At 50.2% G+C, this 22963-nt stretch carries 22 protein-coding genes and 1 pseudogene; 9 read left to right on the top strand and 14 right to left on the bottom strand.

The features are described 5' to 3' along the window. The first annotated feature begins 69 nt into the window (after nt 1-69). The 3 genes from RT018_RS07405 (at nt 70) to RT018_RS07395 (ending at nt 3745) form a co-directional block, all read left to right on the top strand. On the top strand, nt 70-258 hold the full coding sequence (locus RT018_RS07405; protein ID WP_040663210.1) for a hypothetical protein: 189 nt from the start codon (nt 70-72) through the stop codon (nt 256-258). Nucleotides 259-419: 161 nt separating this feature from the next. After that, a complete protein-coding gene (locus RT018_RS07400; RefSeq protein WP_312940659.1) occupies nt 420-1328 on the top strand; it encodes a tyrosine-type recombinase/integrase in 909 nt (302 codons plus the stop codon). A gap of 53 nt (nt 1329-1381) precedes the next feature. Continuing rightward, complete coding sequence (locus tag RT018_RS07395; RefSeq protein ID WP_312940657.1) at nt 1382-3745, top strand: hypothetical protein; 2364 nt, start codon at nt 1382-1384, stop codon at nt 3743-3745. Here the strand turns inward: RT018_RS07395 and RT018_RS07390 are convergent. The 9 genes from RT018_RS07390 to RT018_RS07350 form a co-directional block, all read right to left on the bottom strand. Further along, nucleotides 3713-4783, bottom strand: coding sequence for an ATP-grasp domain-containing protein (locus RT018_RS07390; protein WP_312940655.1), 1071 nt, complete (start codon nt 4781-4783; stop codon nt 3713-3715). The genes RT018_RS07395 and RT018_RS07390 overlap by 33 nt on opposite strands. A gap of 399 nt (nt 4784-5182) precedes the next feature. Further along, nucleotides 5183-6082, bottom strand: coding sequence for a DUF3991 and toprim domain-containing protein (locus RT018_RS07385; protein ID WP_312940653.1), 900 nt, complete (start codon nt 6080-6082; stop codon nt 5183-5185). 85 nt (nt 6083-6167) lie between these two features. Next, nucleotides 6168-7928, bottom strand: coding sequence for a type IV secretory system conjugative DNA transfer family protein (locus RT018_RS07380; protein ID WP_312940651.1), 1761 nt, complete (start codon nt 7926-7928; stop codon nt 6168-6170). A gap of 13 nt (nt 7929-7941) precedes the next feature. Next, nucleotides 7942-9948 (bottom strand): MobP3 family relaxase, encoded by a 2007-nt coding sequence (mobP3, locus tag RT018_RS07375; RefSeq protein ID WP_312940650.1) that lies wholly within the window; start codon nt 9946-9948, stop codon nt 7942-7944. Further along, nucleotides 9948-10229 carry a hypothetical protein gene (locus RT018_RS07370; RefSeq protein WP_312940648.1) on the bottom strand — a complete coding sequence of 94 codons (282 nt, stop codon included), beginning with the start codon at nt 10227-10229 and terminating at the stop codon, nt 9948-9950. The genes mobP3 and RT018_RS07370 overlap by 1 nt, the downstream gene beginning before the upstream one ends. A gap of 148 nt (nt 10230-10377) precedes the next feature. Further along, complete coding sequence (locus RT018_RS07365) at nt 10378-10746, bottom strand: hypothetical protein (RefSeq protein WP_312940645.1); 369 nt, start codon at nt 10744-10746, stop codon at nt 10378-10380. Then, a complete protein-coding gene (locus RT018_RS07360) occupies nt 10743-11591 on the bottom strand; it encodes a hypothetical protein (RefSeq protein ID WP_312940643.1) in 849 nt (282 codons plus the stop codon). Before RT018_RS07360 ends, RT018_RS07365 begins: the two co-directional genes overlap by 4 nt. Next, nucleotides 11584-11874 carry a DUF6103 family protein gene (locus tag RT018_RS07355; RefSeq protein WP_312940641.1) on the bottom strand — a complete coding sequence of 97 codons (291 nt, stop codon included), beginning with the start codon at nt 11872-11874 and terminating at the stop codon, nt 11584-11586. Before RT018_RS07355 ends, RT018_RS07360 begins: the two co-directional genes overlap by 8 nt. A gap of 15 nt (nt 11875-11889) precedes the next feature. Next, entirely contained in the window at nt 11890-12945 is a 1056-nt protein-coding gene (locus tag RT018_RS07350) for a M23 family metallopeptidase (RefSeq protein WP_312940640.1), read from the bottom strand. A 91-nt stretch (nt 12946-13036) separates the two neighbouring features. Here RT018_RS07350 and RT018_RS07345 point away from each other — a divergent pair, with 91 nt between their 5' ends. Continuing rightward, the gene (locus RT018_RS07345) at nt 13037-13894 is read left to right on the top strand and encodes an FMN-binding protein (protein ID WP_312940638.1); all 858 of its coding nucleotides are present in this window, start codon (nt 13037-13039) and stop codon (nt 13892-13894) included. 39 nt (nt 13895-13933) lie between these two features. Here RT018_RS07345 and RT018_RS07340 read toward each other — a convergent pair whose 3' ends face one another. From RT018_RS07340 to RT018_RS07325, 4 genes are all read right to left on the bottom strand, one after another. Continuing rightward, nucleotides 13934-15766: a type VI secretion protein gene (locus RT018_RS07340; RefSeq protein ID WP_312940636.1), complete on the bottom strand. Its 1833-nt coding sequence runs from the start codon at nt 15764-15766 to the stop codon at nt 13934-13936. Continuing rightward, the gene (locus RT018_RS07335; protein WP_312940635.1) at nt 15750-16343 is read right to left on the bottom strand and encodes a hypothetical protein; all 594 of its coding nucleotides are present in this window, start codon (nt 16341-16343) and stop codon (nt 15750-15752) included. The genes RT018_RS07340 and RT018_RS07335 overlap by 17 nt, the downstream gene beginning before the upstream one ends. After that, entirely contained in the window at nt 16340-16603 is a 264-nt protein-coding gene (locus RT018_RS07330; protein ID WP_312940634.1) for a hypothetical protein, read from the bottom strand. The genes RT018_RS07335 and RT018_RS07330 overlap by 4 nt, the downstream gene beginning before the upstream one ends. Before the next feature lie 63 nt (nt 16604-16666). Further along, the gene (locus RT018_RS07325) at nt 16667-16981 is read right to left on the bottom strand and encodes a hypothetical protein (RefSeq protein ID WP_312940632.1); all 315 of its coding nucleotides are present in this window, start codon (nt 16979-16981) and stop codon (nt 16667-16669) included. 438 nt (nt 16982-17419) lie between these two features. Here RT018_RS07325 and RT018_RS07320 point away from each other — a divergent pair, with 438 nt between their 5' ends. Genes RT018_RS07320 through RT018_RS07310 form a run of 3 tightly spaced genes read left to right on the top strand, consistent with a single transcriptional unit; the run spans nt 17420 to nt 20644 of the window. Then, on the top strand, nt 17420-18637 hold the full coding sequence (locus RT018_RS07320; RefSeq protein WP_312940629.1) for a site-specific integrase: 1218 nt from the start codon (nt 17420-17422) through the stop codon (nt 18635-18637). Further along, nucleotides 18634-19623 (top strand): tyrosine-type recombinase/integrase, encoded by a 990-nt coding sequence (locus RT018_RS07315; RefSeq protein ID WP_312940627.1) that lies wholly within the window; start codon nt 18634-18636, stop codon nt 19621-19623. Before RT018_RS07320 ends, RT018_RS07315 begins: the two co-directional genes overlap by 4 nt. Continuing rightward, nucleotides 19616-20644 carry a tyrosine-type recombinase/integrase gene (locus RT018_RS07310; RefSeq protein WP_312940624.1) on the top strand — a complete coding sequence of 343 codons (1029 nt, stop codon included), beginning with the start codon at nt 19616-19618 and terminating at the stop codon, nt 20642-20644. Before RT018_RS07315 ends, RT018_RS07310 begins: the two co-directional genes overlap by 8 nt. Before the next feature lie 106 nt (nt 20645-20750). Here RT018_RS07310 and RT018_RS07305 read toward each other — a convergent pair. Beyond that, a pseudogene (locus RT018_RS07305) lies at nt 20751-21064 on the bottom strand (hypothetical protein); the annotation flags it as partial. Between the two features lie 567 nt (nt 21065-21631). Between RT018_RS07305 and RT018_RS07300 the strand changes: the two are divergent. Continuing rightward, the gene (locus tag RT018_RS07300; protein WP_312940623.1) at nt 21632-22147 is read left to right on the top strand and encodes a YkgJ family cysteine cluster protein; all 516 of its coding nucleotides are present in this window, start codon (nt 21632-21634) and stop codon (nt 22145-22147) included. Next, nucleotides 22116-22963 (top strand): hypothetical protein (locus tag RT018_RS07295; RefSeq protein ID WP_312940622.1); only part of this gene is annotated, 848 nt, incomplete at its 3' end. The genes RT018_RS07300 and RT018_RS07295, both read left to right, overlap by 32 nt.

Raw genomic sequence — 22963 nt, 5'->3', positions numbered from 1 at the left:
CTTCTATGGATAGCCTGTTGTTCTTTCTCTGTCTTAATCTTACAAGTGCGTCCTTCTTGGGGTGCCACCATGAATCTCCCCGTGGCCCACATGACTGCGCTGATGCCCCCTTGGCGGCACGGTATGCTGACAAGAGGCGGGGATGAGATGGATGAGATGATTACGTGGGGATACTCTTATCAGTATGAGGATTGGAAGTTTCCCAACGGGACGCGGGCCATAGCACTGATTCGGTCCTATGATAACGAGAAGAAGTAAATCCACGGCAGGATCGTAGGCAAGTGGTAAAGGAGAGGCGCCTCCCAAACGGTTATTTTGCCGTTTGGGAGGCACCTTTTTGGTACTATAAAAAGCGTAAGTGTAGGGAGATTCACTTAATCCTGTTATACTAATTACATTCGACAAAAGGAGTGGATTTAATGGACCTCAAAAGGCTAATCCCAGACTATTTAGATTATTGCCGGTACCAGAAAAACTTGTCCGCTGATACTTTAAAGGCGTACCGTATAGATCTCACCCAATTTACCGTTTACTGGATGGACACTGACGGAGCACCCACGCGTGGAAACATGGCACCCTATATTGTTCTGCTTCAAAAACGGTATCAGCCACGAACGGCACGCAGAAAAACGGCCAGCCTGAAGGCGTTCTTCGGCTGGCTGACTTATATGGAGCTTTTGGAAAATGACCCATTCCAAAAGCTAAGGGTCAAGTTTAACGAGCCCAAGATTCTCCCTCGCACGATCTCCCTCCATCTGCTCTCAGACCTCTTATCCGAAGCGTATCACGCTGTTAAGTTGGGGGAACGGATGGCTTTGCGAGATGTAGCGGTGCTTGAACTTCTTTTTGCCACGGGGATGCGGGTTTCGGAACTTTGCTCTTTGTCCCCGCAAGCCATCGATTTGGAGAGCGGAAGTGTCCTGATTTATGGGAAAGGAGCCAAAGAAAGAATCATACAAGTGGAAAATCCGGACGTTCTTGCGACGCTACGAAAATACGATGCAACCTTTGAAGCGGAGATTCTTGCTGCAGACTGCTTTTTTGTCAACCGTTTCGGTCGGAATTATTCAGATCAGTCGGTCCGATCCATGATTCGCAAATATTTATCCCGTGTTGGAAGTCAAGCTCACGTAACACCCCATATGTTTCGACATACCTTTGCAACGCAGTTATTGGAGGCAGATGTGGATTTACGCTATATTCAATCTCTCTTGGGCCATAGCAGTATCTCCACAACACAGATTTACACCCATGTAACGACCGGAAAACAGCGGACCATCCTTTCTATGAAACATCCAAGAAATCAGATGAAAGTGAAGCAAGGATAATACACAATTATCTGCTGTACAAATATAAAATGGTTTGTGGGGGATGCCTCTCCATGTGTGAATTTTATCTAGATGAAATGCGAGATAGATTTGTCCAGTCACTTGATCAGGAGCTTGTACATCCAGTAAACCGCGTTATTCGCTTATCGTATGCACCGGCGTTTAGAACTTGGATACCCTTGTTGAGAACACAAATTGCCGGAAAACATCAGGTATTTTCTCTCGATAATCTGCTGAATACATCAGATTTGCCCATAGCGGAGAAACAGCAATCTTTAGGTACTGCTATCTTTCAAAAATTAATCATGTTAGGATTGGAACTTTTACCCTGCGTAGGCGTATTTATTTCTATTACTGATACTTTGATCGGAGTGGCGCTTACGTCGTACCATTTTCAATTGCGGAGAAACGACTTGCAGGTTTTAAAAGATAATCTAGGGCTACGATCACATCAAAGAAAGAAGCAGCATCGCCTGAAGCAAGTGGTGTTTGTGCCTAATTACGACGAGTTATCTGAGCGGGAACAAAACTATCTGCAATTTTTGTGCTATTTGATTCAAAGGGGATATTTAGGAACAACGGCGCTGGTAATTGGCTGCGCGGAGAATGTGTCTTGTCCTATTCAGACTGGTGCTACCAAAAGCTTCCCCTTAGAGGAAGCTGCGCTGCTAATGCGATTCCCATCCGATGTTTCGGTAAAAAACATTGTGGAAATCCTGAATATCATTGGCATTCAACATTTACCGGAAGTACAAAGCGTGCTTTCAAACACTCCGAACACGGACCTGCTCCAGTCAATCATTGATAAATTATTGGACCAAGCGTTTTCAGATGAAACCATTAGCAGGGATGAATTTAACCATTTTTTGCGTATTTGCAGTTTTCTTTTTGAGCCGTTTTTGCAGGAAGACATCGAAAAAAACTATCCAACGCGAAACCGATCCGCAGTCGACTTAATTGAATGCGCATTAAAGAATCGGCTATTGCTGCGGGAGAACGCCGCTCCGGAATACTGCTTTATTGAATACTTTATCCGCGAGTTTTATCAAGAGAACTCCGAATGCACATTCCCCACGGAGGTTTACCAAACATTATTTAGCTACCTGGAAAATAAATATCCATATCAATATGCCGATATCGCTCTTTTGTCGGCTCAAATCGGCCTACCGCCCCATGAAATTGAAAGCCGCTGCATAATTGCGTGGTATCATGAGCACGAAACACTCCCAGCAAGAAAAAGGAGGAAACTGCAAGCCGTTCTCGAGTCTGGAGAAATAGGGCGGGTCTATACGGAACTGTACGATAAATATCGCACGCTCAACTCAAATTTTGATGATCGGTTGACGGAGCTGTATCAAGGGGCGTTGGTGCAAGTAGAGGAGTCTAATTTATCCGCAGCGGCGAAGTGCTGCTACTTAAATCTCATTTCAGCCATTGCATTTGAGGCTGGTGAACCCATCGACTTCTTTGAACGAATATTGGCCCTTTACTTTGCAGCATTTCAGGATTTAAAAATATTCAGCCGCGTCAATCCCCAATATGTCGAATATGTGGTGGATGTTCTGTTGCTTTCGACCGGAATGGAGTTTTCCGGAACCTACAAAAATAGTTTAGAAAGGTTATCAGGTCTCATTGACCCACAGACAAAAATGCCAACGATAAAGCGACTGCGCTTATTTCGACTGGGCAACGCAGTTTTTGGTACATCAAAGGGGCACGAATTTACCAAAATCGCATATCAGCAAAGCGGAAATTATCCCTATGAACATGTGCTGTCAGCGATCAATTATAGCGCCAGCCTTTTGTGCAAGGCACAATTTAGAGATGCTCGAAGCGTTCTGGATGCAACGAAAAATGAGGACAAAATCTGCCGAATTAATAAAAACACAGAGATTTCTTTTAAAAACAATTGGCTGGTTGCGCAGGCAATGGACGGAGGTATGCATAAAAAGGACGTGCGGAAAGAGTTTGAAACACTTTTCCAAGGTTTAGAAGGAAAAAATTTCAGTGATTCCGTTATCGTACAAAACAACTATGCTGCAGCCCTTATTTGGAGCGCTCCAAAGACGTGTGCCCCCACCGCAAGACAAATTTTAAAGCGGATTATTCAGGCGCAGGAGGATGAATATCACAATTTTTTTGCCATCCACAATATGCTGATCCTATGTTGCCTGACTGCGGATATTGATAATTTTCACCGTTGGTATCTCTCTTTGAGAGTACCGTATCTGCTGCGAAGCTATGATGACTATTTTATCACAAAGTTCAAAATTCTCTCCGAAAATTTCCATGACTGCGGATCGCTTCAGCAAATAGAGACTGCGCTGCTGCCCCTCAAGGAGCGATTTTCTGAATTGGATTCTAATTTTTATAGGAACTCTGTTCTATGGGGTGTCATCGAGCGATGGTTTGAATAACCCGTGCTTTTCCAATGCGGAATACAGCAGCAGCTGATATACGCAGCAGCCTGCGGCATTTAAGCGCAAACGAAACAGCTCGTTTGCGCCATTCCACTGAGAAATTGTCGGGTTTGGTCCGATATCTTCAATATAGCCAATGTTATTCTGAATACGGAAGTCTATACGGCTGATTGCCTGATAACCAAGAGCTTTTGCAACCGATATGCTGGTTTCAATCAACTGGTCTGACAAGGGACTGATAAATTCCTGATAAGCGCAATTTCCCATCGCAACGGTGTCATAATCCAGATAGTGATGCCGAGATTGAAAGACAACCTGACTAACCCCCGGGCAATAGTATTGACCTTTGTACCATAGTAGGGGTACTGCGACTTCGTCGCCCTCAATATACTTTTGAATGCAAAAAACAGGATAGCTTTTTTTGTATTCCAGTAGCTTTTTACACAGGCGTTCCTGTGCGTATTCGCCCGGAGAGAATACCTCGATTCCAATGCTGGCGGATTCATCATTTGGTTTCAAAAGCCAGCGGTCAGATAATTTTTCAAAAGGCAGTGAATAGATTTCTTCTTCGGAGGACAGATAGTATGTATCGGGAAATCGTACGCCGGGTAGATGTCTTGCCTTTTCGTACATCAGGCGTTTAGATCCCCCGTATACGCATTCCATAAACCCAGCGCCAATATTGATCAAATTATAATAATCGCACAGCAACGGTACAATACATCGCCGACCGATACCATTAACATCTTGCGCCATGCTGTAAACAAGAATATATTTATGCTTTTGCTTAAGGCTAGGGATTGCCGCAGCAAATGCTTCCTCACCATCAAATGTGCAGACATATTCTGCACTTTTTCTAAAGGAACTGGTAATCATGTGCTGCTCTTCCGGATATATGCATTCTGACGAATGGATTTTGTCTCTGATTTTAGAATCGCTGTTGTATACAAACGCGATGCAATAATCACTCTTGAGCGGCGGAACATCTTTTATGATTTGATAGAGATGGTCTATATATTGGAAGTCTCCTCGCATTTTCCACACCCCTTTTGTACAGCAGATAATTGTGTATTATCCTTGCTCTTAAAGCGTACTTTCATTATACTACATATTTTTTATTGTTTCCATATATATCAAACTAAAGTGCAATAAATTAACTGAAATTTTGTACGTATAATACGGATACATACCTACGCAGTATGCCTTTTCTTTTACCGGAAGCACCGTTGTGCCCTATCGGGCTGCATATTATCTCCAATGCAGGAAATAGCGGCAGTTACGATACGGATTCCGCAGCATCCTATAGGCTGTTCTTTCTCTGCCTTAATCTTTCAAGTGAGTCCTTCTTGGGGGGCCACCATGAACCACCCCACAGTCCACCAGATTGCCCTGGTACGCCCTTGGTGGAAGCACATTCCATTTTAAAGCCCTGTTTTAGAACTCACCATTTGACCGCATGGCAATCAAGTCCTCATTCCAGTCCTTGAGAACTGGTGACAGGCGCTGCGCTGCAGCACAGCGTCCTGCCAAGAGTCCCGTGATCCGCTCACTAGCCAGATTGCCGGTTTTGTCATTGTCCATGCAAAGAAATACTTGCTGAATCTGCGGCGCAAGTTCCAGCAGTTTTAACACCGGCAGCGAGGATGTACCGCAGCAGGCTACATAGCTGTGACTCTGCCAATCATCCGGGCGCAGGTCGATAAAGGACAGCAGATCAATAGGCGCTTCAAAAACATAGAGTCGGCCGCTCTGCCCAACCCAGTGAAGGGGAAAATGTCCGTCGCTCCCCTCCACGGTCTGGTGGAAAGATGGCCTGCGATTGCCGGTGCTGTGCCTGTGTGCATGGCGGGCGACGCCATCGACATCCCGCCCCACAAACACCGCGTTGTGATAGGGTACATCCTCATACAACAAATGCTGGTGAGCAAAAAACGCCACGGTATCTCTGCTGAGCCCCCGGACATTCAACAGATAGGAAAACACACGCCGCATATCTCCGTTGGCAGGCGGCAGGTGAAATGGCTTGGGCGGAGGTTTCGGCTTCAATGATTTTGACGGGTACGGCTGACCACGTTCCCCATTCAGGAGAAGTGTGACCGCATCGGGATAGGACATCTGATAGAACTGGCACACAAAGCTGATGGCATGGCCGCCCTGCTCCGTGGCGTGGTCGAACCACGCATTGCCCCGAACGGTAATGCTGTGATTTCTGACCAGGCGCTTTTCACGTCCTGATGGCAGAAGCCGCTCTCCGCGGCGGAGAAGAAATTCCACCAAATCCACATCATTTGCGTTCTGCTTTTGTTCCGCTGTGAAATAAATGAATTTTCCCATTCATCATCACCTTTTTTGATTCATGCGCAAGAGAGACAGATGCTGCCAACGGCAGCTCCTGTCTCTCTTGTACGCAAGCACCGTCTCATGACAACTGCTTTTCAATGTTCGTTTTGGTATCTGTTTGCGTTTTTGCGGGCGCCTGCGCTTCCGCAGTTTTGCGCTGGATGTTGTCCATCAGTTCCTCACGGGATGCATAATAGACCTTTCGAGCTGCCCGCTCTGGAACCTGATAGGATTCGGGAAACGTAATCCCCCAGTCCAAAAACAGTCGCAGATGCGTCCGCATGGGATGCACTCCGGTTTTCAGCACCACGAAATCACCTTTGGGCAGCGCCTTCAGTTCATCCGCCGTCAGCAGGGGCCGCTCCATCATTTGCAGAGAACTGCTTTTGTCCTTCCCTCGGTTGACCGAGCCGCTCATGACTGTGCGGCTGCCCATGGCACGGGACAGTTCCTCTGCCGTCTTGCTCTGAGGTGCAAAGCCGCCAAAGATGGTATCTTGGCAGTTATCCACCAGAATTTCAGAGCCTTCCTTGCCGTAATTTTTTTGAAGCTGGGCAAGGCTCTGAATAATGGGCACCAGCGTCAAGCGCCGGGAACGGCCTGCGGAGAACAGCGGCAGAATATCAAAGGGCGGCATGGTGCCCAGCTCATCACAGTACAGCACCACCCGGTTTTGTAGCTTGCCGCCATATTCATCAGCCACGGAGAACAGCTCCCGGCTGAGGTTTTGAATCATCAGCCCTGCCATGAAATTTTTCGTCTGATCCTCCTCTGGTAAAATTAAAAAGATGGCGGTTTTCTTTGCCGCGAACTGCTCTGCATCCACTGCGCTGTCAAAGCAGAGCACCTGCTCCAGCTCTGTGTCCAGAAACACATTCAGCCGGGATAGGATCGTGGAGAGAACTGACGCCATGGCTTGCTCGGCGGAATTCAGTGCCGCACCGGCAAACCAGCGGGCCTTATGTTCACTGGGAAGTAGATCCATCAGGACTTGAAACTGGCTCTTACCCCGTATCTTGGACGGCTCCAGCAGATCCTGCACCAGCTTGAACACTGACACGATGTGCCGCCGCTCTCGCAACTGACCGTCAATTTCAATTGGCGGCAGGTATTCTGCCAACAGCAAAATGACTGCGGTGAGCAGTCCTTCCGCCGCATCATAGAAGAATGCATTTTGTCCACGGTCAGATTTATCGCCGCCGGGATTGACAATGGTTTTGGACAAAATTTTGGCGTACTTTTCCGCCTTGGCTCTGGCGGAAATATTATCCGGGTCTGCCAACGCCAAATCCATATAGTGGTTCACCAGCGTCAGAAAATTGAAGCCGTCCGAGCGAGTGGGATTGCGCAGGTCAATGACCACTACCTGGTATCCATAGCAGTTGTGTGCGATGGCACCGTAGTTTTGGGCAAGATCGCCCTTGGTGTCCAGCGCCAGATAGGACATTCCGCAAGCGCAGGCATATTCCAAATTCGGATATAAAAAGAACGCGGTTTTGCCCGCGCCGGAAGCCGCAATCATAAGACAGTGGACATCGTCGCAGTCCACCAATGCAGTGGTTAGTTCCTTGCGCTGGACATAGATGGAGCCCAGAATGATGCCCTGCTGGGTGGGGAGATTTTTGCCCTCCCGCCACGCAGCCGGTGTGAAGGGAATGTGCGGATAGGTCTTCTTGATCTCCTGATCAGTGGCCCATCGGGCGGTTCCGTGCTGTCCATCGCCCACGGTCTTGGACTTGATTCCGTCCAGATTACCGCTGTTGCCGAACAGTGCCACCGCACCGAAGACGCAAAAAGCGAGGATAGACACGATCAGCAGTGGCCAGATATTTGGTGGCATAGATGTTCTCCTTTTAGGTCATGCGTTGGCCGGTTTGGTTTTGTGCATCCTCGTGGTCATTTGCTTTGTGTCCCAGCGCCAGGCGCTTTGCCATCAGCTGCCTGCGGCGCTTGCGGTCGATGTGCAGCATGGGTGGCTGACCGGTCGGCGTGTCTTGAAAAATTTGCCCCAGATGATGAAGTAGCCGCGTTGCCGCCAGAAATACAGACGGGTCACGGAACTGCTCCATGCGCTCTAGAAAAAACTGCGCATACGGGTTTCCGCCTGCAGCAGAGAGGGTAAACCAGTATTGCGCTTGCGCCCGATCTGTTGGAATTTCTTTCCCCGCCAGATAGAACCTGCCGAGAGCAAACTGCGCATAGGCGTTTCCGTTGACAGCTGCACTCTTCCAACATCGAATGGCAAAAGCCATATCCTTCGGCGCATCGCTGCCGGAGCAATAGAGCTTTCCTAGCTGATACTGTGCAAAGGAATTTCCCTGCGATGCTGCTCTGTGCAGCCACGGCACCGCATTCTCTGGGCGGCCTAATTGCAGAAGCAATTTGCCCAGCGCATACTGAGAGCAGTCGTTTCCGGCTTCTGCGGATTTGCGAAACCAGCGTACTGCCAATGTGGTGTCAGCGAACGTACCCACGCCATCACGATAGCACTTGCCCAGCAGGTGTGCCGCAATGGAATAGCCTTCCTCCCACAGTTGCTCCAGAGATTGCAGCGCCATCTGCTGCTCCGCAGGCGGCGATTTGGTGTTGAGAAGGATTTGCTTGGCTGTGCGGTATCGCTGTGCCTGTTCATATACCGTTTGTGGTGCGGTGCCGTCTGACCCAGGGGGTAGAAACTCTGAAGGTAGATTTTCAGTCCCATCAGAGACATGCATTTCCTCAACAGGTTCCGGATCGTCGTTCATATCAGACTCCATGAAAGCTGGGACAACTGCACGCAGCGCGTCCACTTCCTTAATGACAGCATTCTTGATGGTGCGGAACTCTTTCTGTCTGGACAGTGGCAGGTGCAGGCGCGGCGTATTTTGGTAGTACCCAGCCTGCTGATCCCGCAGTGCATTCCACGCATCGTAGGCAGCCCCCACCTCTGGCAACTGTGACAACGCATCCACTACCTCATCCACTATGCTCTTCAACGGTTTGGGAAGATAGCCGTATTGCTTTTTTCCCGCGACGCCTTTTAGCGCATCCGAGAGCACAAGCAGCTTGTCCGCAACAGCGGGGCTGTCGCAGATGCCGGTGATGAGCTGCTGCGTCAACTGCGCCACAGTTTGCCGGGACTTCTCCATCAGCGCCTGATAGGACTGGTTCTTCTCTTGATACAGAGAGAGTAGTTCGTCATGATAAATAGTGTTGGTCAGCTTGGAGCGCATGGCCTCCAAGCCATTGTGGGTCACAAAGCCCTGCTTCGGATCGGCTGACCAGATCATCATGTGGATATGCGGGTGGGACTCGGGATGATGAAAAGCGGCGCACCAGCGAAAGTGTTTCAGGGGAATCCCCATGGCTTTGGCCATCTCCGCCTGACTGCTACACAGCAGACTACGCCATGCGTCCGAGTGAGTGTACCCCAGTCGACTGGCATCCTCCCGGTTGAGGGAATAGATGATTGTCCATACTGAGCCTTCGTGCTGACGCAGCTCTGCGGAGACTTTGCCCATGTCGGCTGTTCCTGCGGTGCAGAATAATCCGTGAGCACCATGCCGCTCCACACCGGGACGCAGAGAGATGTAACGCAGATACCCACTGGAGTCCTCTGCGCTTTGCACATTGCAGTCCAGCGCCATGGAGATAAAAGCAGAGGCGTTGGCGCAAGTGGGCGCTCCGACAAAATCCTGATACTCAAACAACTCCCTGCTGTCCGGGAAATCTTTGACGATCTGCTGCACCAGTTTTTGCTGGCTCGTCGTGACTGGCTCAGGCTTTGCCCGAATCTCCACGCCATCACGGGTTGCAATGTAGCGCAGGTAGCGCTCACCACCCTTGCCCGGTTTGATGTAGCTGCACTTTTGAATCAGCATTACCGCAGCTCCGTGTCATGAAAGCGCATAATGTCTCGGAAGGAAATCTGCCCGTTGGTCTGCTTCACATCCTGCACGCACCGATCCCGAAGTCGCTCCAGCGTCACCTTGTCGATATCGGCGTCTGCAGCAATGAGCCGACCCACCATGGCCAGATCCACAGCCTGCTTGAACATGAGCCGTCCCATGCGATCCCCAAACTGGAGTAGCACACCTTCCAGCGTCGCCGCAACCGTACCGGGTAAATAGTCCCCGGTTTTTTTGAGTTCAAATAGCCGCAATAGAATTGAATGGCTCGCTCAACAAACTCGTTCTGCGTCCGACAGCCATCTGTCAGATAGTGCTCTCGCACGCCATTCCATGTGGATTGGGTGAGCCACACAGAATGTTTCTGTTTATCCTCTTTGGGTTCCATAATTCCTCCATTTCTCATAAAAGCGCCAGTTGGTTTCCTGTGGCTGTAAGCGAACAGGGGTGATTTCCAAATAAGAGCGCCACAGGGGCAATTCGATACGCAGAAAAGCGCCGCTCCAGTCTTCGCAAACTGCCCGCACTGCGGGCAGTTGTGGTTTGCACTGGCGCAATAAAGCGCCAGTGCTTTGTCCTGCTCTTTTTCGTCCCCCGCTGGAAAGCCCCCAAGCGGCCCATATTTCGCCAAACCCAGCCGGGGGGCACGGATGCCACCGCTGCCCATGAAGCGGCACACAGGGCAAACACCGGCGCAACGCCGCCTACATCCGCGGGGCAGGGATCGTATCCGCACCAGCTTCGAATCAGACATCCCGATTTTCTCCTCATTCCATTGTCGGACTCTGCAGGGACGCATCGTTTTCTGCCATGCGCTGGGCGGCATAATCCGTGAGCCCCATGCCGGTCTGCTCCATGCAGTAAGCATCCATCTTGCGCAGCAGGACTTCCTTCTCGGCAGCGTTCAGCGTGTAGCTCAGATCTTCAGTTTGCCCATCGCCCTTCCAGAGAACAATGGTCAGTGTGTCGCAGACCTGCCCGGATGCCATATCGTAATCTGCATAGAAGTTGATGTAGTCATCGTTTTCAGCGGTGCAGACAAATGTGCCGAACACTGCATCCACATCGAAATCCGTGTTGAGATAAAAGTTGAGACGGTCATCCATCTCCGTGATCTCATCAGAGAACGAAAAGTTCCGCGCACTGAGATGTCCGGCGGACGTGATTTCCTTGCCATCCAGATGATCGAGGAAACGCTCCCAGCGCTGCTCTGTGATGAGCCCCATTTTTCTTGTGGCGTGATAGGCCGCCGTGCTGACGTTACCCATAGCGTAGGTTTTCCACCCGTCCATAATGTTGACGGCAGAAAACTCACGCTTATCAAAATTGACATCGTACACGCCGGAGACCTCGCCGGTGTTCTCCATGCGCACGCCAACGAGGTGGTCGAACTCGCCAGCAGTGATTTCCTTGCGGCGTGGATATTGCTCCGCAAAGGATAACCGTGTCACGCCGTCCTGCTTCGACAGGTATTCGCGTAGGCGAATTGCCACCATCAAGAACTCCGGCGCATCACCGGTGGTAAAGTACAGTTCTTTTCCGGCCTGCGTCACATGAAAAGCAGAGACACGTCGGGCCTCCTCCGTCCAGAGTTCCATAGACACATTATCAGCCATTTGTCTCATTCTCCTTTCTCGGTGCAGTGACGCCGCATGTTGGCTTTACTGCTGTGGTCGGCTGCTTTGATGCGGCGGATTTTACAGGCCGTCTGGGCTTTGCCGTCGGTGCGGTTTTGCTGTCCAGATATTCCCGCAGCGGCTGGGCAACAGTTTTTTCATATAGCTCCTGCAGCGCCTGTTCCATGCTGCGCTGCGCTGTTGTATTTTCCTTGCGAAGGGAGAAATCTAATGCCGCCATTTTCTCCTCATCGAAGGAAATTGTGAGATTGATTTTTGCCATGTAACGTTCCTCCTATTATGATTTGGGTAAAAAGTACCGTGGATTTTGCGCCTCGCCATTAACCCGCACCTCAAAGTGCAGGTGCGCTCCGGTGGAGTTGCCGGTTGAGCCGACGAGACCAATGACCTGACCAGCCGTTACCGTGTCACCTTTTTTCACCATGCGTTTAGATTGGTGGGCATACCCGGTGGTAAGACCGTTGCCATGGTCAATGACGATGTAGTTGCCGTAGGAGCTGCTGTAATAGCTTTTGGCCACAGTCCCGTCCAGCGCCGCACGGATGGGCGTGTCGGTAGGTGCGGCCATGTCCAGACCGGAGTGCAGCTCCCGCCCGTGGTAGGGACAGATGCGGTAGCCGAATTCAGAGGTGACGCGGGATTCCCAGCCCGCACCCAGCGGAGAGCAAAAACCGTCTGCGCTGACAAGCGCTTCGCCCAGCTCCTCACTCCATGCGCTGCCGCCCGTCCAGCCAAACCGAATGAGGGCATAGATGCTCTCGGCATTGGACTGTATGTCTGGCGTAACCTCCACCTCCATGGTGGATTCTACGTTTGACCAGATTGTGCTTAAATCTGTGATTGGAACGGCAACCGTGTACGGCTCCTCACTGGTAGTGCCGTCATTGTTGGTTACCGTTTGGGATCGCTCCTCATATGTGACAAAGCAGTCTGCGAAGCGTGCGGTGGCTCTGCGTCCCGGCTGGTCATCCCCAAAGTAGAGCGCATAGAAAATTGCCTTGACTCGTGTCTCATCTACGGTGTCTCCATTTTCGGTTTGAGCGTTGATGTCGGCAAGCAGCTGATCCAACAGAGAAAAGCTGCTTTGCATTTCGGAGATATAGGTTTGGTATTCTGCTGGCATGGTGTCTGGGATTGTGCCGCCTTGAAAGCAGAGCTGAGCTGCGGACACATTGTGACCGGCAGAGCCGGAGGCCAGAGACAGCAGAAAGATCACCACAACAATAACTGGTGAAAGAACGGCGAGAATGATACAGGCCAGACGCCTGCGAGAGTCCTCGCCGGATAAAAGGACAGCGGCGGTCTTTGCGACCGCCGCAGCAGAGAGGGACATAGGTATCACCACCCACTTAATTAAAATTGATATTTATCTGGGTTGTTTAAGCTTTTCCTGTATAATACAGAAAAAATGACAGGAGAATTTTATGCTGATTAGTCTGACCCTTGCATGGCTTGCCGTGCTGCTTTGCGTGTTGTTGGCGTGGAAATTCATTGCCCGCATTAGTGGAAACAGAGCGCAAAATCGTCTATTTCATAAAACTCATATACCGTTGGGCGTATTGCTATTGATCGTGGGACTGGCGCATGGAATTCTGGCGGGTAATCCGGCAGGCTCAACGCTTGCGGACTTTCAGCCCTGTGCGGTTCTATTCACATGGAACTTGGGAAGCATTTGCTTGCTCCTTGCAATCCTGCTGGGCTGCACCTATCTGCTGCACCGGAAGTTGCCCAGACTCTGGATGCCGCTCCACCGGCTTGCAACGGTCGCACTGCTCATTTGTTTAGTCCTACATATTGCTGACGTTGGTATTACGCTTCCTTCACGGATTTTAAGCAGGAATGAGACCATCGCCAGTGCCGCACTGCCATCCGAAAATGAGAACACAGCGCAGGCCGATGCATCTACTCCCCAAACGGGGGATGTCCCCACTGCCAATGTGACTTTTTCCGGTGCAGAGCTTGCGGATGGCACCTATACCGGCGCAGCTGATGGATACAACGGAACAATCACCGTTTCGGTGGTCGTTGCTGATGGACAGGTAACTGCAATTAATGTTGACAGCGAGAGCGACACAGAACGCTTTTTCATTCAGGCAGAAAGTGTGTTGGATGAGATTACCGAGAATCAGTCTCTTGCGGTGGATACTGTAACTGGAGCTACCTTCTCCTCAGCGGGGCTTCTGAATGCTGTATACAATGCTCTGCAGGATGCGGTAGTTTCGGGCACTCTGCAGAAAACGAATATTGATCTTTCCTCGGTTCAGCGTCACGGGCGGAAATAAAGGAATACGCGAATTAGGTGAACGGCAATTCCACGCCGACTATCTTCCGCCAGCTGTGCCGAACAACTTTTGCTTAAACGGCGGTGCCTGCACCTTGAGCAGATACCGTTCGTTGCCGCATTTATAGAGACAGACGCCATTCTGAGGTCTTCGGATCAGCTCAAATTCAGATTTCTCCAGCCGGAGATTCTCCATGTAAAACCGCTGGTCTACCGCACCGCCGTAAAACAGAAACTGATGCGTGGGGATGGCGAACAGGGGTCGAGTCATTTCCCGCACACTGGGCTGATCGAAATCCTCCAGATTCTGCGAGGACATCATGAGAGAGGACTCCTTCTTTCGCACCCGCTTCAGGCAGTTGCGGATGTACTCCACCGCGACGGGATTAGACAACCACACATACAGCTCGTCCAGTACCGCCACGGTATTTCCCACTGTCAGCAGTCGGTCAGAGAGCAGAGAAAGAATATTGAACAGCATGGCGTTGCGGACATTTTGCGCAGCGTTCAGCAAGTCCTTCACGCCGAACACCAGAAAGCGGCTGGTGGTCACATTGGTGTGGCCGTTAAAGTATCGAGCATCCGCTCCCTTGCACATGGAGTGCAGTCCCAGCAACACATCCCGTAACAGCTCTGCCGGGTAGAGGGGCTGCTCCTCCTGCCCATAGTCCTGATAGGCACGTTCCATACAATCGTAGAGATCAGACGGAATGGGATAATCTGCAGGGGTGATCTTGGAAAAGTCCGTCAGATCGGTAATGCCCCACTGCTGATAGAGCTTACACAGCATCAGCTCCAACACATCCAAATGTGGATCGTCAAACTGCTTATATGCCCTGAAAAAGTCCCGCAGGAAGGAGATGTGCTGCGACAGCTTGGTGCGCTGACGGAAGGCGGCAGGAGCATCTGCTTCCGCCGCATCCCCATCTGCATTCCAGCACTTTGGCTCCAGCACATTGATGAAATACTGCCCACTCATGACGTCCATGAAGCAGCCACCCAGCTGCTCACACAGCTCCATCTGCTCATGCTCCGCGTCCAGACTGAGGATGGACTTGCCCTCCTCCAGCCGATTGCAGATCAGAAGCTTTACCAGAAAGCTTTTGCCTTCGCCGGAGTTACCTAAAATCAGAACGCTGTCGTTGGTCTTGTCCTCCTCCCGCTTGGAAAAGTCCACAATGACGTTGGAGCCGTATTTGTCCCTGCCAATACAGAAACCGTGGGGATCAGTCTTGCCGGAAAAATGATAGGGAAAGAGATTTGCTACCGACGTCACCGGCAGTACCCGCTCAAACTGGGTGTTCAGTACGTTGTCACCTGCGGGATTGGCGCAGCGAAAGCCATCCTCCTGTTTGAGATTCATATGATCTACATCCAGCTTGCAGCGAGTGAGCTTTGCAGACACCTCCGCCTGCAATCGCTTTAGCTCCTCCAGTGAATCGGCGTCCAGTTCCAGAAAAACGGCGCAGTGGACGAGTGGCTCATGGTCTCGCCACATATTGACCGCCAACTTTTCCATGTCCTTTAGGTTTTCCAGCGCTCCCACGGATTTCAGCACATTGTTGGTATCGCTGTGGTTTAAGCGATTGCGGTTGGCAGCGGCATGGAGGATAGAATCCTCCTCTGCGGCGGATACCAGCCGCGTGTAAACATGGAGCGTCACGCCACGCTGCTCCCCTAAAAAACGCAGGAGCGCCTGCTGATCCGTGCAGGCAGGATACCCTCGCAGCGCCCAGACGCAGCAAAAGCAGTTGCCCCGGATGAAATGCTCCATCTCAAAGTGGATGACCGACGGTGCAATCAAATCCGCAAATTCCTTGGGGCGGGGCTGCTCGGCAACCTCCGGCACAGGCTTTTTATTCTTCCGCTTCACGCTGCATCACGCTCCTCGCTCCATCCACTTCCTCAAACACTTCTGCGGAAATGTTCTGTTCGTAGTACACCGCCAGCAGGCGCATCCAATCCTGCTTTCCTGCGCGGCGCACATGAAAGCCCTGATCGTGAATGGCCTTTTCACTGCGGCTGTGAAAATCACCCGAACTCTCTTGCTGGCTACGCAGCCGCAGGAGCAATCCAAATTCCCGATTCAAGCTGGTGGTTAGTTGGATCTGATCCAGATACTCCACCTCCTGAGATAGTAGCTGGCGAATAGCCGGGGACGGTTCTGCCTCCATGCGGGTTTGATAGAAATCCTTGTTGCTGCGAAAGTTCTCCCGAGAATCCATGGCAATCAGCTCCGTATTTTCCATGCCGCACAGGAGATTTGCCAAGGTCAGAATTCGAGTGCGGATGCTCTCCTCCGACAGCACGGAGAGGTTGATGGGCTTGATGAGAAAGCAGATCAGCTCTCCGTGGCCAGTTTGAAGTCCGTATTGGGTGAATGCACCCACATCCATCAGTTGGCGTGTGGACTGTCGCTCCCGCCGCTGTTTCTTCTCCATTCGTGTCAAGAATCCAGCCTCCATTCATAGGTTTGCTGCTGTAAAAAAAGGAACTTTACCGCCGCCCACAGGAAGTCCAAAATGCTGGACTCCTCCACACGAATACTGAGAAACGCATAAAGGAACGTGATGACCAGAGGTGGAAATAATCCCAGCTGCGCCAGCGCGAGCACAGAGAGGATGAAGCCCATGCTGATGATGGCGATGTCCCGCAGGGCCCAAAGCCACAACGTTGCCTTGGCCCGTAAATTTTCAGGGTAAATGTACATAATGATTCCTCCTGACAAAGCAAGTCCGCCATGGTTCAGCCATGGCGGACTTGCAATTTGAATTTAGTTTTCTTCGCTGCTCTCAGGCATTGCATCGTCTGCCAGTGCCTGCTGAATGAGACCGAGGATGAATTCTTTCTGCTTGAGGTTATGGGCTTTCAGATACTCCTTGAGCTGCTCAAATAGCTCTGAAGGGATTTGAAAGGCCACGGTTCTGGTATTGTTATCCATTGTTTGCTTTCCTCCATTTTCATAGTAATCTGTTAGTAGTTTTGTGATGTACTGCCCCAGTGTTTCGCCGGAGTTTTCCTGTGCCTGACGCACTCTGGCGTGCAGCTCTGCCGGAATGGGCGCACAAAAATTTTTCATTTGCTCCATGGGGTGCCTCCTCATTTTTATTTTGCAAAGCAAGTATAGCCAATGAATTACCAAACAGCTATTCACGAAATGCAATGAAGTTTTTTGACGAAGGGAAGCACAAGTAACAAGAACGCTTAAACTGCCTGAGACGATTTTGGGTTGCGCCGCAGAATACAGGCCATGCCGAACAGCAGGCAGTCCACGCAAGGGATGGCAACGCTGTTGCCCAGCGCTTTATAACGGGCTGAATCGGATGCGGTGGGAATATCCGTCCAGCCGTCCGGGTAGCCCTGTTATGAGAAGCTTGACATAACAGGGCTTATGCCAAGCTGGGGATTATGTGAAGCGGCCGGCGTAGAGAGATGTGTTCAAAGAAAACCGTTGAATCAACTTGACATAATTTTTAGAATTGAGATAGCAGGTGAAACGCCTGACTCAGATCTGGAGGTTATGCAAATGTCGGAAGGAATGGTTTATCAGGGCAACTCAATCCAAGAGCTGGTTTCCGGGCTTACCGAGCACCTGGAACAAATCGGCTACAGGCCCAGCTCGCTCAAAACCTATGGCGGGATTCTGGAACGGTTGCAAGACTACTGTGCCGCAAGAGGCACTGAAACGTTCACGATGGACTTGGGACGGGAATTTGTCCAAGACTGTTACGGCGCGGTGCTCGGCGAACGCGACAGACTCAAAAACATTAGCCGCGCCGTCCATATGCTCGCGGATTTTCAGCGGTTCGGCATGGTGTTCAAACAGCAAAACGTCCGGCGCAATGGCTTTTCCCCGGAATACGCGCAGTTGTTTGAACGCTTTTTGGAAAGCCGACGCAAAAGTGGTATCGCGGACAGTAGCGTGGCAAAATACCGTAACTTTTTGTTCCGGTTTGAGCGATTTCTGAAGGACAGGGGTGTGGATCATTTCCATCAAGTTGTGCTGCATCACGTCAACGTCTACGTGGAATCTATGGCTGGATATTCTAAAAACACCATCAGCGCAGCACTCGGGATGTTACGCTTGCTGTTTAACTACGCCCGTGAGAACGGATACCATGCTGAGAGCTATTCGAACGCACTACCAACCGTAAAATTCGCACAGACGTCTCGGCTTCCGGTAACTTTCACCGCTGACGAGGTGGAGCGCATCCTCGAGAACATTGATACGCACAACCCTGTAGGCAAGCGGAATTACGCAATCATTTTTCTTGCGGCCAAGTTGGGGCTGCGGGTCAGTGACGTGCTTGGACTGCGATTCGATTCAATTGATTGGGACGCCAAAACGCTTTCGATCAAGCAGCAAAAAACGGGCGTTCTGTTAGCACTGCCTTTGCCGGAGGACGTGGGATGGTCGATCATCAATTACCTGAAGCATGGGCGGCCAGAGACAACGTGCGAAACCATTTTTGTGCGCCATCTCGCGCCCTACGACACAATGACATCGAACTTCCAAAAGGACATTCAACGGGCCGTGCAAAAAGCGGGGATCAAAGTCCCGGCGGATAAGCACTTCGGGATGCACAGCTTTCGGCACAGCATAGCGAGCACTATGCTCAGCCGGGGCGCAATACTTTCCGAGATCGCCCAGATATTGGGGCACACGAGCACGGAGGTTACCGAGGATTACATCAGCCTCACCCCAACATTACTGCGCGAATGCGCGCTGGAGGTGAGCGTATGATAGAAAAACCATTTTTTACAGGCCCCTTCGCGCCCCTGTGCGAACGTTTTGTTTCGCAAAAGCGAGCCATCGGGCTTGTGTACGAAACGCAGGCGAAACGGCTCCGCCAGTTTGACAACTTCTGCAAAGACCACGCCGTTGAGGGAAGCGAGATTACCGAAGAACTCGTAACGGCCTATTGCGTCCGTCTTCCTAACGAAAACGACAACTCTCGGCGCGACCGGGTGTACGCCATGCGGACATTCGCGGAGTTTTTGTCCGTGCAGGGCTACCCTTCCTACGTTTTGCCTGAAACGCCCAAGAGCGTCGCTGCCCACACGCCGTATATCTTCACAAAGGATGAGATCGGGAGATTGTTCGAACGCCTCGACGCGCTTGAGCGAACCAACTATACGACTGGACATCTGATGTTCCCTTTGTTGTTCAGAATCCTTTACGGTTGCGGGCTGCGTATCTCCGAAGCATTGTCCTTGCTAAAACAGGATGTCGACGTTGACGCGGGCATTCTTTATATCAACCACGGAAAAAACGACCGCGAACGCATCGTTCCGATGTCGGTGTCGCTGCTGGACAAATGCCGTGACTTTTTGTCTGAGGCGCATTCGGATACACCGGACGATATGCCGCTGTTTTATGCCAAAAACCGCATGGCATTTTCCCGGCACGCAATCGCAGTGCAGTTTCGGAATTATTTGTGGGATATCGGCGTCCCGTATCAAGGGAAGGACATCGGCCCAAGGATTCACGACTTGCGACACACCTTCATCTGCCATAACATCCAGCGGTGGGCGGAGGCTGGTATTCCGATCCACAGCAAGCTGCCGATATTATCCAAGTACGTCGGTCACGCTAACACGACTGCCACGCAATGGTATTTACGGCTGAGCGCCGAAGCGTATCCGCACATACGCGAAATTTGCGAGCGCGAGCTTGGCTGTATCTACGCCGATATCCCTTGCTTCGCAGAGGAGGGCGGCGATGAATAAGGTAAAACCCACAAGCTTCGCCCTGGCGCTTTCGGACTTTTTGTTCCAGTACCTCCCGAACCAGAAGGGACTTAGCCAAAACACAGTCAACTCGTATTCAGACGCGCTTTCTTTGTTCCTGACCTTTTGCGAATCGGAACTTCACCTGAAGCGGGAACGATTGGACGTCAAAGACATAAGCCGTGATATGGTTGAAAAGTTCCTCGATTGGCTTGAACATGAACGGCAATGCGGCGTAGCCACAAGAAACCAGCGGTACGCAGCACTGAGCTCTTTCTTCAAGTATTTGCAATACAAAAATCCCGGCTACGTCCTGCTGCTGCAACAAATCCGAACTATCCCCCGCAAAGTGGACAAACGGCAAACAGTACAGAATCTGTCGGTGCAGGCGATTCAGGAAATTCTCAAAGCACCTGACATGAACACAAAGGACGGGAGACGTGACTTTGCGATACTTACCTTAATGTATGAGTCCGCCGCCAGAGTTTCCGAAATCGCCGCTTTGCGTATCAGCGATTTGCGCTTTGACCGCAATGGCACGGTGCTGCATCTGCTCGGCAAAGGTAGCAAACCTCGGATTGTACCGTTGATCGGCGATGTCGCCGCTTTCATGAAACGCTATCTTGCGGACGAAGCCGTGCGCCGACCTTGTTCGGGCAATGATCCTTTGTTTTGCAACCGTTCAAAGAGTCCTCTTACTAGGGCAGGGATTGCGTATATTCTGGAAAAGTACGTTCAAGCTGTCCGCCTTACCGCTCCCGATCTGATTCCGAAACACGTTTATCCGCACATCTTACGGCATAGCCGCGCAATGCATTGGCTTGAGGCAGGCATTGATCTGCAATACATCAAGGATTTGCTTGGCCATGCCGATCTTATGACGACAGAGGTCTATGCACAATTGAATACGGAAATGAAGCGGGAAATCCTGAAGAAAGCGCACCCGCAAGAGGTTGCGAACGATGCACCATCTTGGACGGAGGACAAAAGCTTGATGGAATGGCTGCACGGTTTTTGTTAACGCTGCCGACAAGTTCGCGGCGCATTATGTGAAGCTGGTTGCCTTTAAAGCGTTAGAAGTCTCCTCTCAACGGCGGCCACTTCACATAATCCCCAGCTTGGCATAAGCCCTGCAGCCGCTCGCATTCCAGCGGAGTCAGGCGGCGAATAAGCTGAATGGAGCTATCTCCACCACAAGGCTGACAGACAAGATCCGTTGCATCCTTATGCTGGCGTGCGCTTTCCGTACTGGCAATGTCATCATTTCGGAATGAATCGACACGCTGGCGAGCGTAGACACCGTGGCTGTCAAGGTATATGCAAGATCCCTCTGAACCCCAATTCCGTTGCCACCGTTTTGGGGTTGCCGATCAATGGCATTTCCAGTGATGCAAAAGACCTCCGATGCACTGGATACCAGCGGGGTATTATTTCCACCAGTTTTTCTTAACTTTACTGTTGACACGATTATTATCTCCTTTCGTTTTTCAGGTTCTTGAGTATTGAGCAAATTGCTTGTATAATAAAAACAGCACGATGAAAACATACAAAGTTCCATCGTGCCGTTATCATATTTATTTGAAGTTGTCCTCCCCTGTGCCGCAGTTTTGTGCATGAGGATATGTACTTTGCCGCGCAGAAGCTCAACCTTGTAACGCAGCTGGTCGTTTTCATTGAGCAGTCTTTGAATGTATACGTCTTTTTCCGCAAGCCAATTCAGGAACACTGTCAGTTTCTTTGCATACTCTTTCCCGGTAGTTGCTTTTCGTATGCTTTTCAGCTCAAGCCACTGATTGCCACGGAAAAACGGCATGTAATTCTCCGTAGTCATATACCGTGTGTAGTCTGTACCGTCATATGCTTCGAAGCAAAATAGCACCACGCAATATGGTTTTTCTTTTAGCGTTGTTTTCTCCTTTACAATATACTCGGACTGATTGTCCAGCCATATTGTAAAGAATTTTGGAATAAGTCACCATAAGCACACTCAAAACAGAAGGCACACCAAATGCTCATAGCTTATGATGTGCGCGAAGCGGCCCAGAAGCTCGAAGCAGAAAACCACCGCTTCCGCAGGTTTCTGAAAACGCATGCAGATGAAGATACGCTGGATCAGCAATTTCTCGAGCTGCATAAAGAGCTTTTTGAATCATATGACTGCTCAAAATGCCGCAACTGCTGCCGCGCCTATGATGTATCGCTTGAAGATCGTGAAATCGCAGCTATTGCGGCAGCAAAGGGCTTTACGCCAGATGCACTCTGCAAGCAATATCTTGTTGAAGGCTTGTGTGGCTATGAGATTAAAAAGCCATGTCCGTTTTTGTGCGGCAATGGTACTTGCGAGGTTGAATCCTGCAAGCCCTCGGAGTGCTCTGGCTATCCGTACACGGATAAACCAGACAGGATGAGGAGTCTGCTCAACATCGTTGCTTCAGCAGAAGTCTGTCCAGTTGTTTATGAAATGCTGGAACGGTTGAAGGATACATACAATTTTGGAAGAAAGCGATGGGTGGGGGAAGAATAAGATGGAAAGTGCAAGAAAGAAAAGAAAATTTGATATTGCATACTGCCGCTTTGCAGCTGTAGCACTTATTACAGTTACTGTTTGGGAAATATTCGACTTTCCATTGCCTCCATGGTTAATTACCGATCTTTCACTTTCTGAGAGCTCATTTGTGATGCTGCAGATACAGGCAACAATAGCCGTTTTGCCCCTGGCAGTCATTGCGCTAATCACGGGTATATCCAAGGATTCCCTGTATGGTGTTCCTGTTATCAAGTATGCAATGTATTTGAGGCCGGTTCTATTGAGCTATCGGCGCGTGGCCATCATACAAATGCTTATGATTGTAGCGTCGTTTGTCTGCACAAGCTATGAATGGTATAATCATCTTGAATTATGTTTGTTCATAACAATAGGCAATTCCTTGATAATGATGATAGACTGTTTTACATTACTTTCTGATTATCAGTGTTATAAAGAGGAAGTGCATTCTTATTTAGTTGAAAATCCAACGCAAGAGAATTTTAAGACTCTTTCAAATGAGATAGTCAAGTCAAAGAGTGCCATCAGCTCGGAAACTTTACGTGACAACATTTCCGTATTGAATGAGATGCTGTTTGCTGCCGACACTAATAGTGAAATCTTCAAGGAACTAAATTCTCAATATATCAATTGTTTAAATACTCTCTTTTCATCCAAGGACAGCGACATATTTTTATGCGTGACAGATGCATTGCAGGCTGTGTACCACCGATTCAATGAAGAGAAACATGAATTACACATATTCAACGCTATTTGTTTTGAATTCTATAATGGCCTCAAATATTTGAATTTAAC

The sequence above is a fragment of the Oscillibacter sp. genome (assembly GCF_032060045.1).
GTDB lineage: Bacteria > Bacillota > Clostridia > Oscillospirales > Oscillospiraceae > Oscillibacter.
This window is presented reverse-complemented; position numbering and strand designations above follow the sequence as displayed.

Excerpts from the sequence above, each read along its gene's own strand:
- RT018_RS07315 (WP_312940627.1), top strand. The coding sequence starts at position 18,634 with ATGATAGAAAAACCATTTTTTACAGGCCCCTTCGCGCCCCTGTGCGAA.
- RT018_RS07355 (WP_312940641.1), bottom strand. The coding sequence starts at position 11,874 with ATGGCAAAAATCAATCTCACAATTTCCTTCGATGAGGAGAAAATGGCG.
- RT018_RS07320 (WP_312940629.1), top strand. The coding sequence starts at position 17,420 with ATGTCGGAAGGAATGGTTTATCAGGGCAACTCAATCCAAGAGCTGGTT.
- RT018_RS07395 (WP_312940657.1), top strand. The coding sequence starts at position 1,382 with ATGTGTGAATTTTATCTAGATGAAATGCGAGATAGATTTGTCCAGTCA.
- RT018_RS07330 (WP_312940634.1), bottom strand. The coding sequence starts at position 16,603 with ATGTACATTTACCCTGAAAATTTACGGGCCAAGGCAACGTTGTGGCTT.
- mobP3 (WP_312940650.1), bottom strand. The coding sequence starts at position 9,948 with ATGCTGATTCAAAAGTGCAGCTACATCAAACCGGGCAAGGGTGGTGAG.
- RT018_RS07365 (WP_312940645.1), bottom strand. The coding sequence starts at position 10,746 with ATGAGGAGAAAATCGGGATGTCTGATTCGAAGCTGGTGCGGATACGAT.
- RT018_RS07350 (WP_312940640.1), bottom strand. The coding sequence starts at position 12,945 with ATGTCCCTCTCTGCTGCGGCGGTCGCAAAGACCGCCGCTGTCCTTTTA.
- RT018_RS07345 (WP_312940638.1), top strand. The coding sequence starts at position 13,037 with ATGCTGATTAGTCTGACCCTTGCATGGCTTGCCGTGCTGCTTTGCGTG.
- RT018_RS07405 (WP_040663210.1), top strand. The coding sequence starts at position 70 with ATGAATCTCCCCGTGGCCCACATGACTGCGCTGATGCCCCCTTGGCGG.
- RT018_RS07380 (WP_312940651.1), bottom strand. The coding sequence starts at position 7,928 with ATGCCACCAAATATCTGGCCACTGCTGATCGTGTCTATCCTCGCTTTT.
- RT018_RS07360 (WP_312940643.1), bottom strand. The coding sequence starts at position 11,591 with ATGGCTGATAATGTGTCTATGGAACTCTGGACGGAGGAGGCCCGACGT.
- RT018_RS07400 (WP_312940659.1), top strand. The coding sequence starts at position 420 with ATGGACCTCAAAAGGCTAATCCCAGACTATTTAGATTATTGCCGGTAC.
- RT018_RS07300 (WP_312940623.1), top strand. The coding sequence starts at position 21,632 with ATGCTCATAGCTTATGATGTGCGCGAAGCGGCCCAGAAGCTCGAAGCA.
- RT018_RS07325 (WP_312940632.1), bottom strand. The coding sequence starts at position 16,981 with ATGGAGCAAATGAAAAATTTTTGTGCGCCCATTCCGGCAGAGCTGCAC.
- RT018_RS07385 (WP_312940653.1), bottom strand. The coding sequence starts at position 6,082 with ATGGGAAAATTCATTTATTTCACAGCGGAACAAAAGCAGAACGCAAAT.
- RT018_RS07390 (WP_312940655.1), bottom strand. The coding sequence starts at position 4,783 with ATGCGAGGAGACTTCCAATATATAGACCATCTCTATCAAATCATAAAA.
- RT018_RS07310 (WP_312940624.1), top strand. The coding sequence starts at position 19,616 with ATGAATAAGGTAAAACCCACAAGCTTCGCCCTGGCGCTTTCGGACTTT.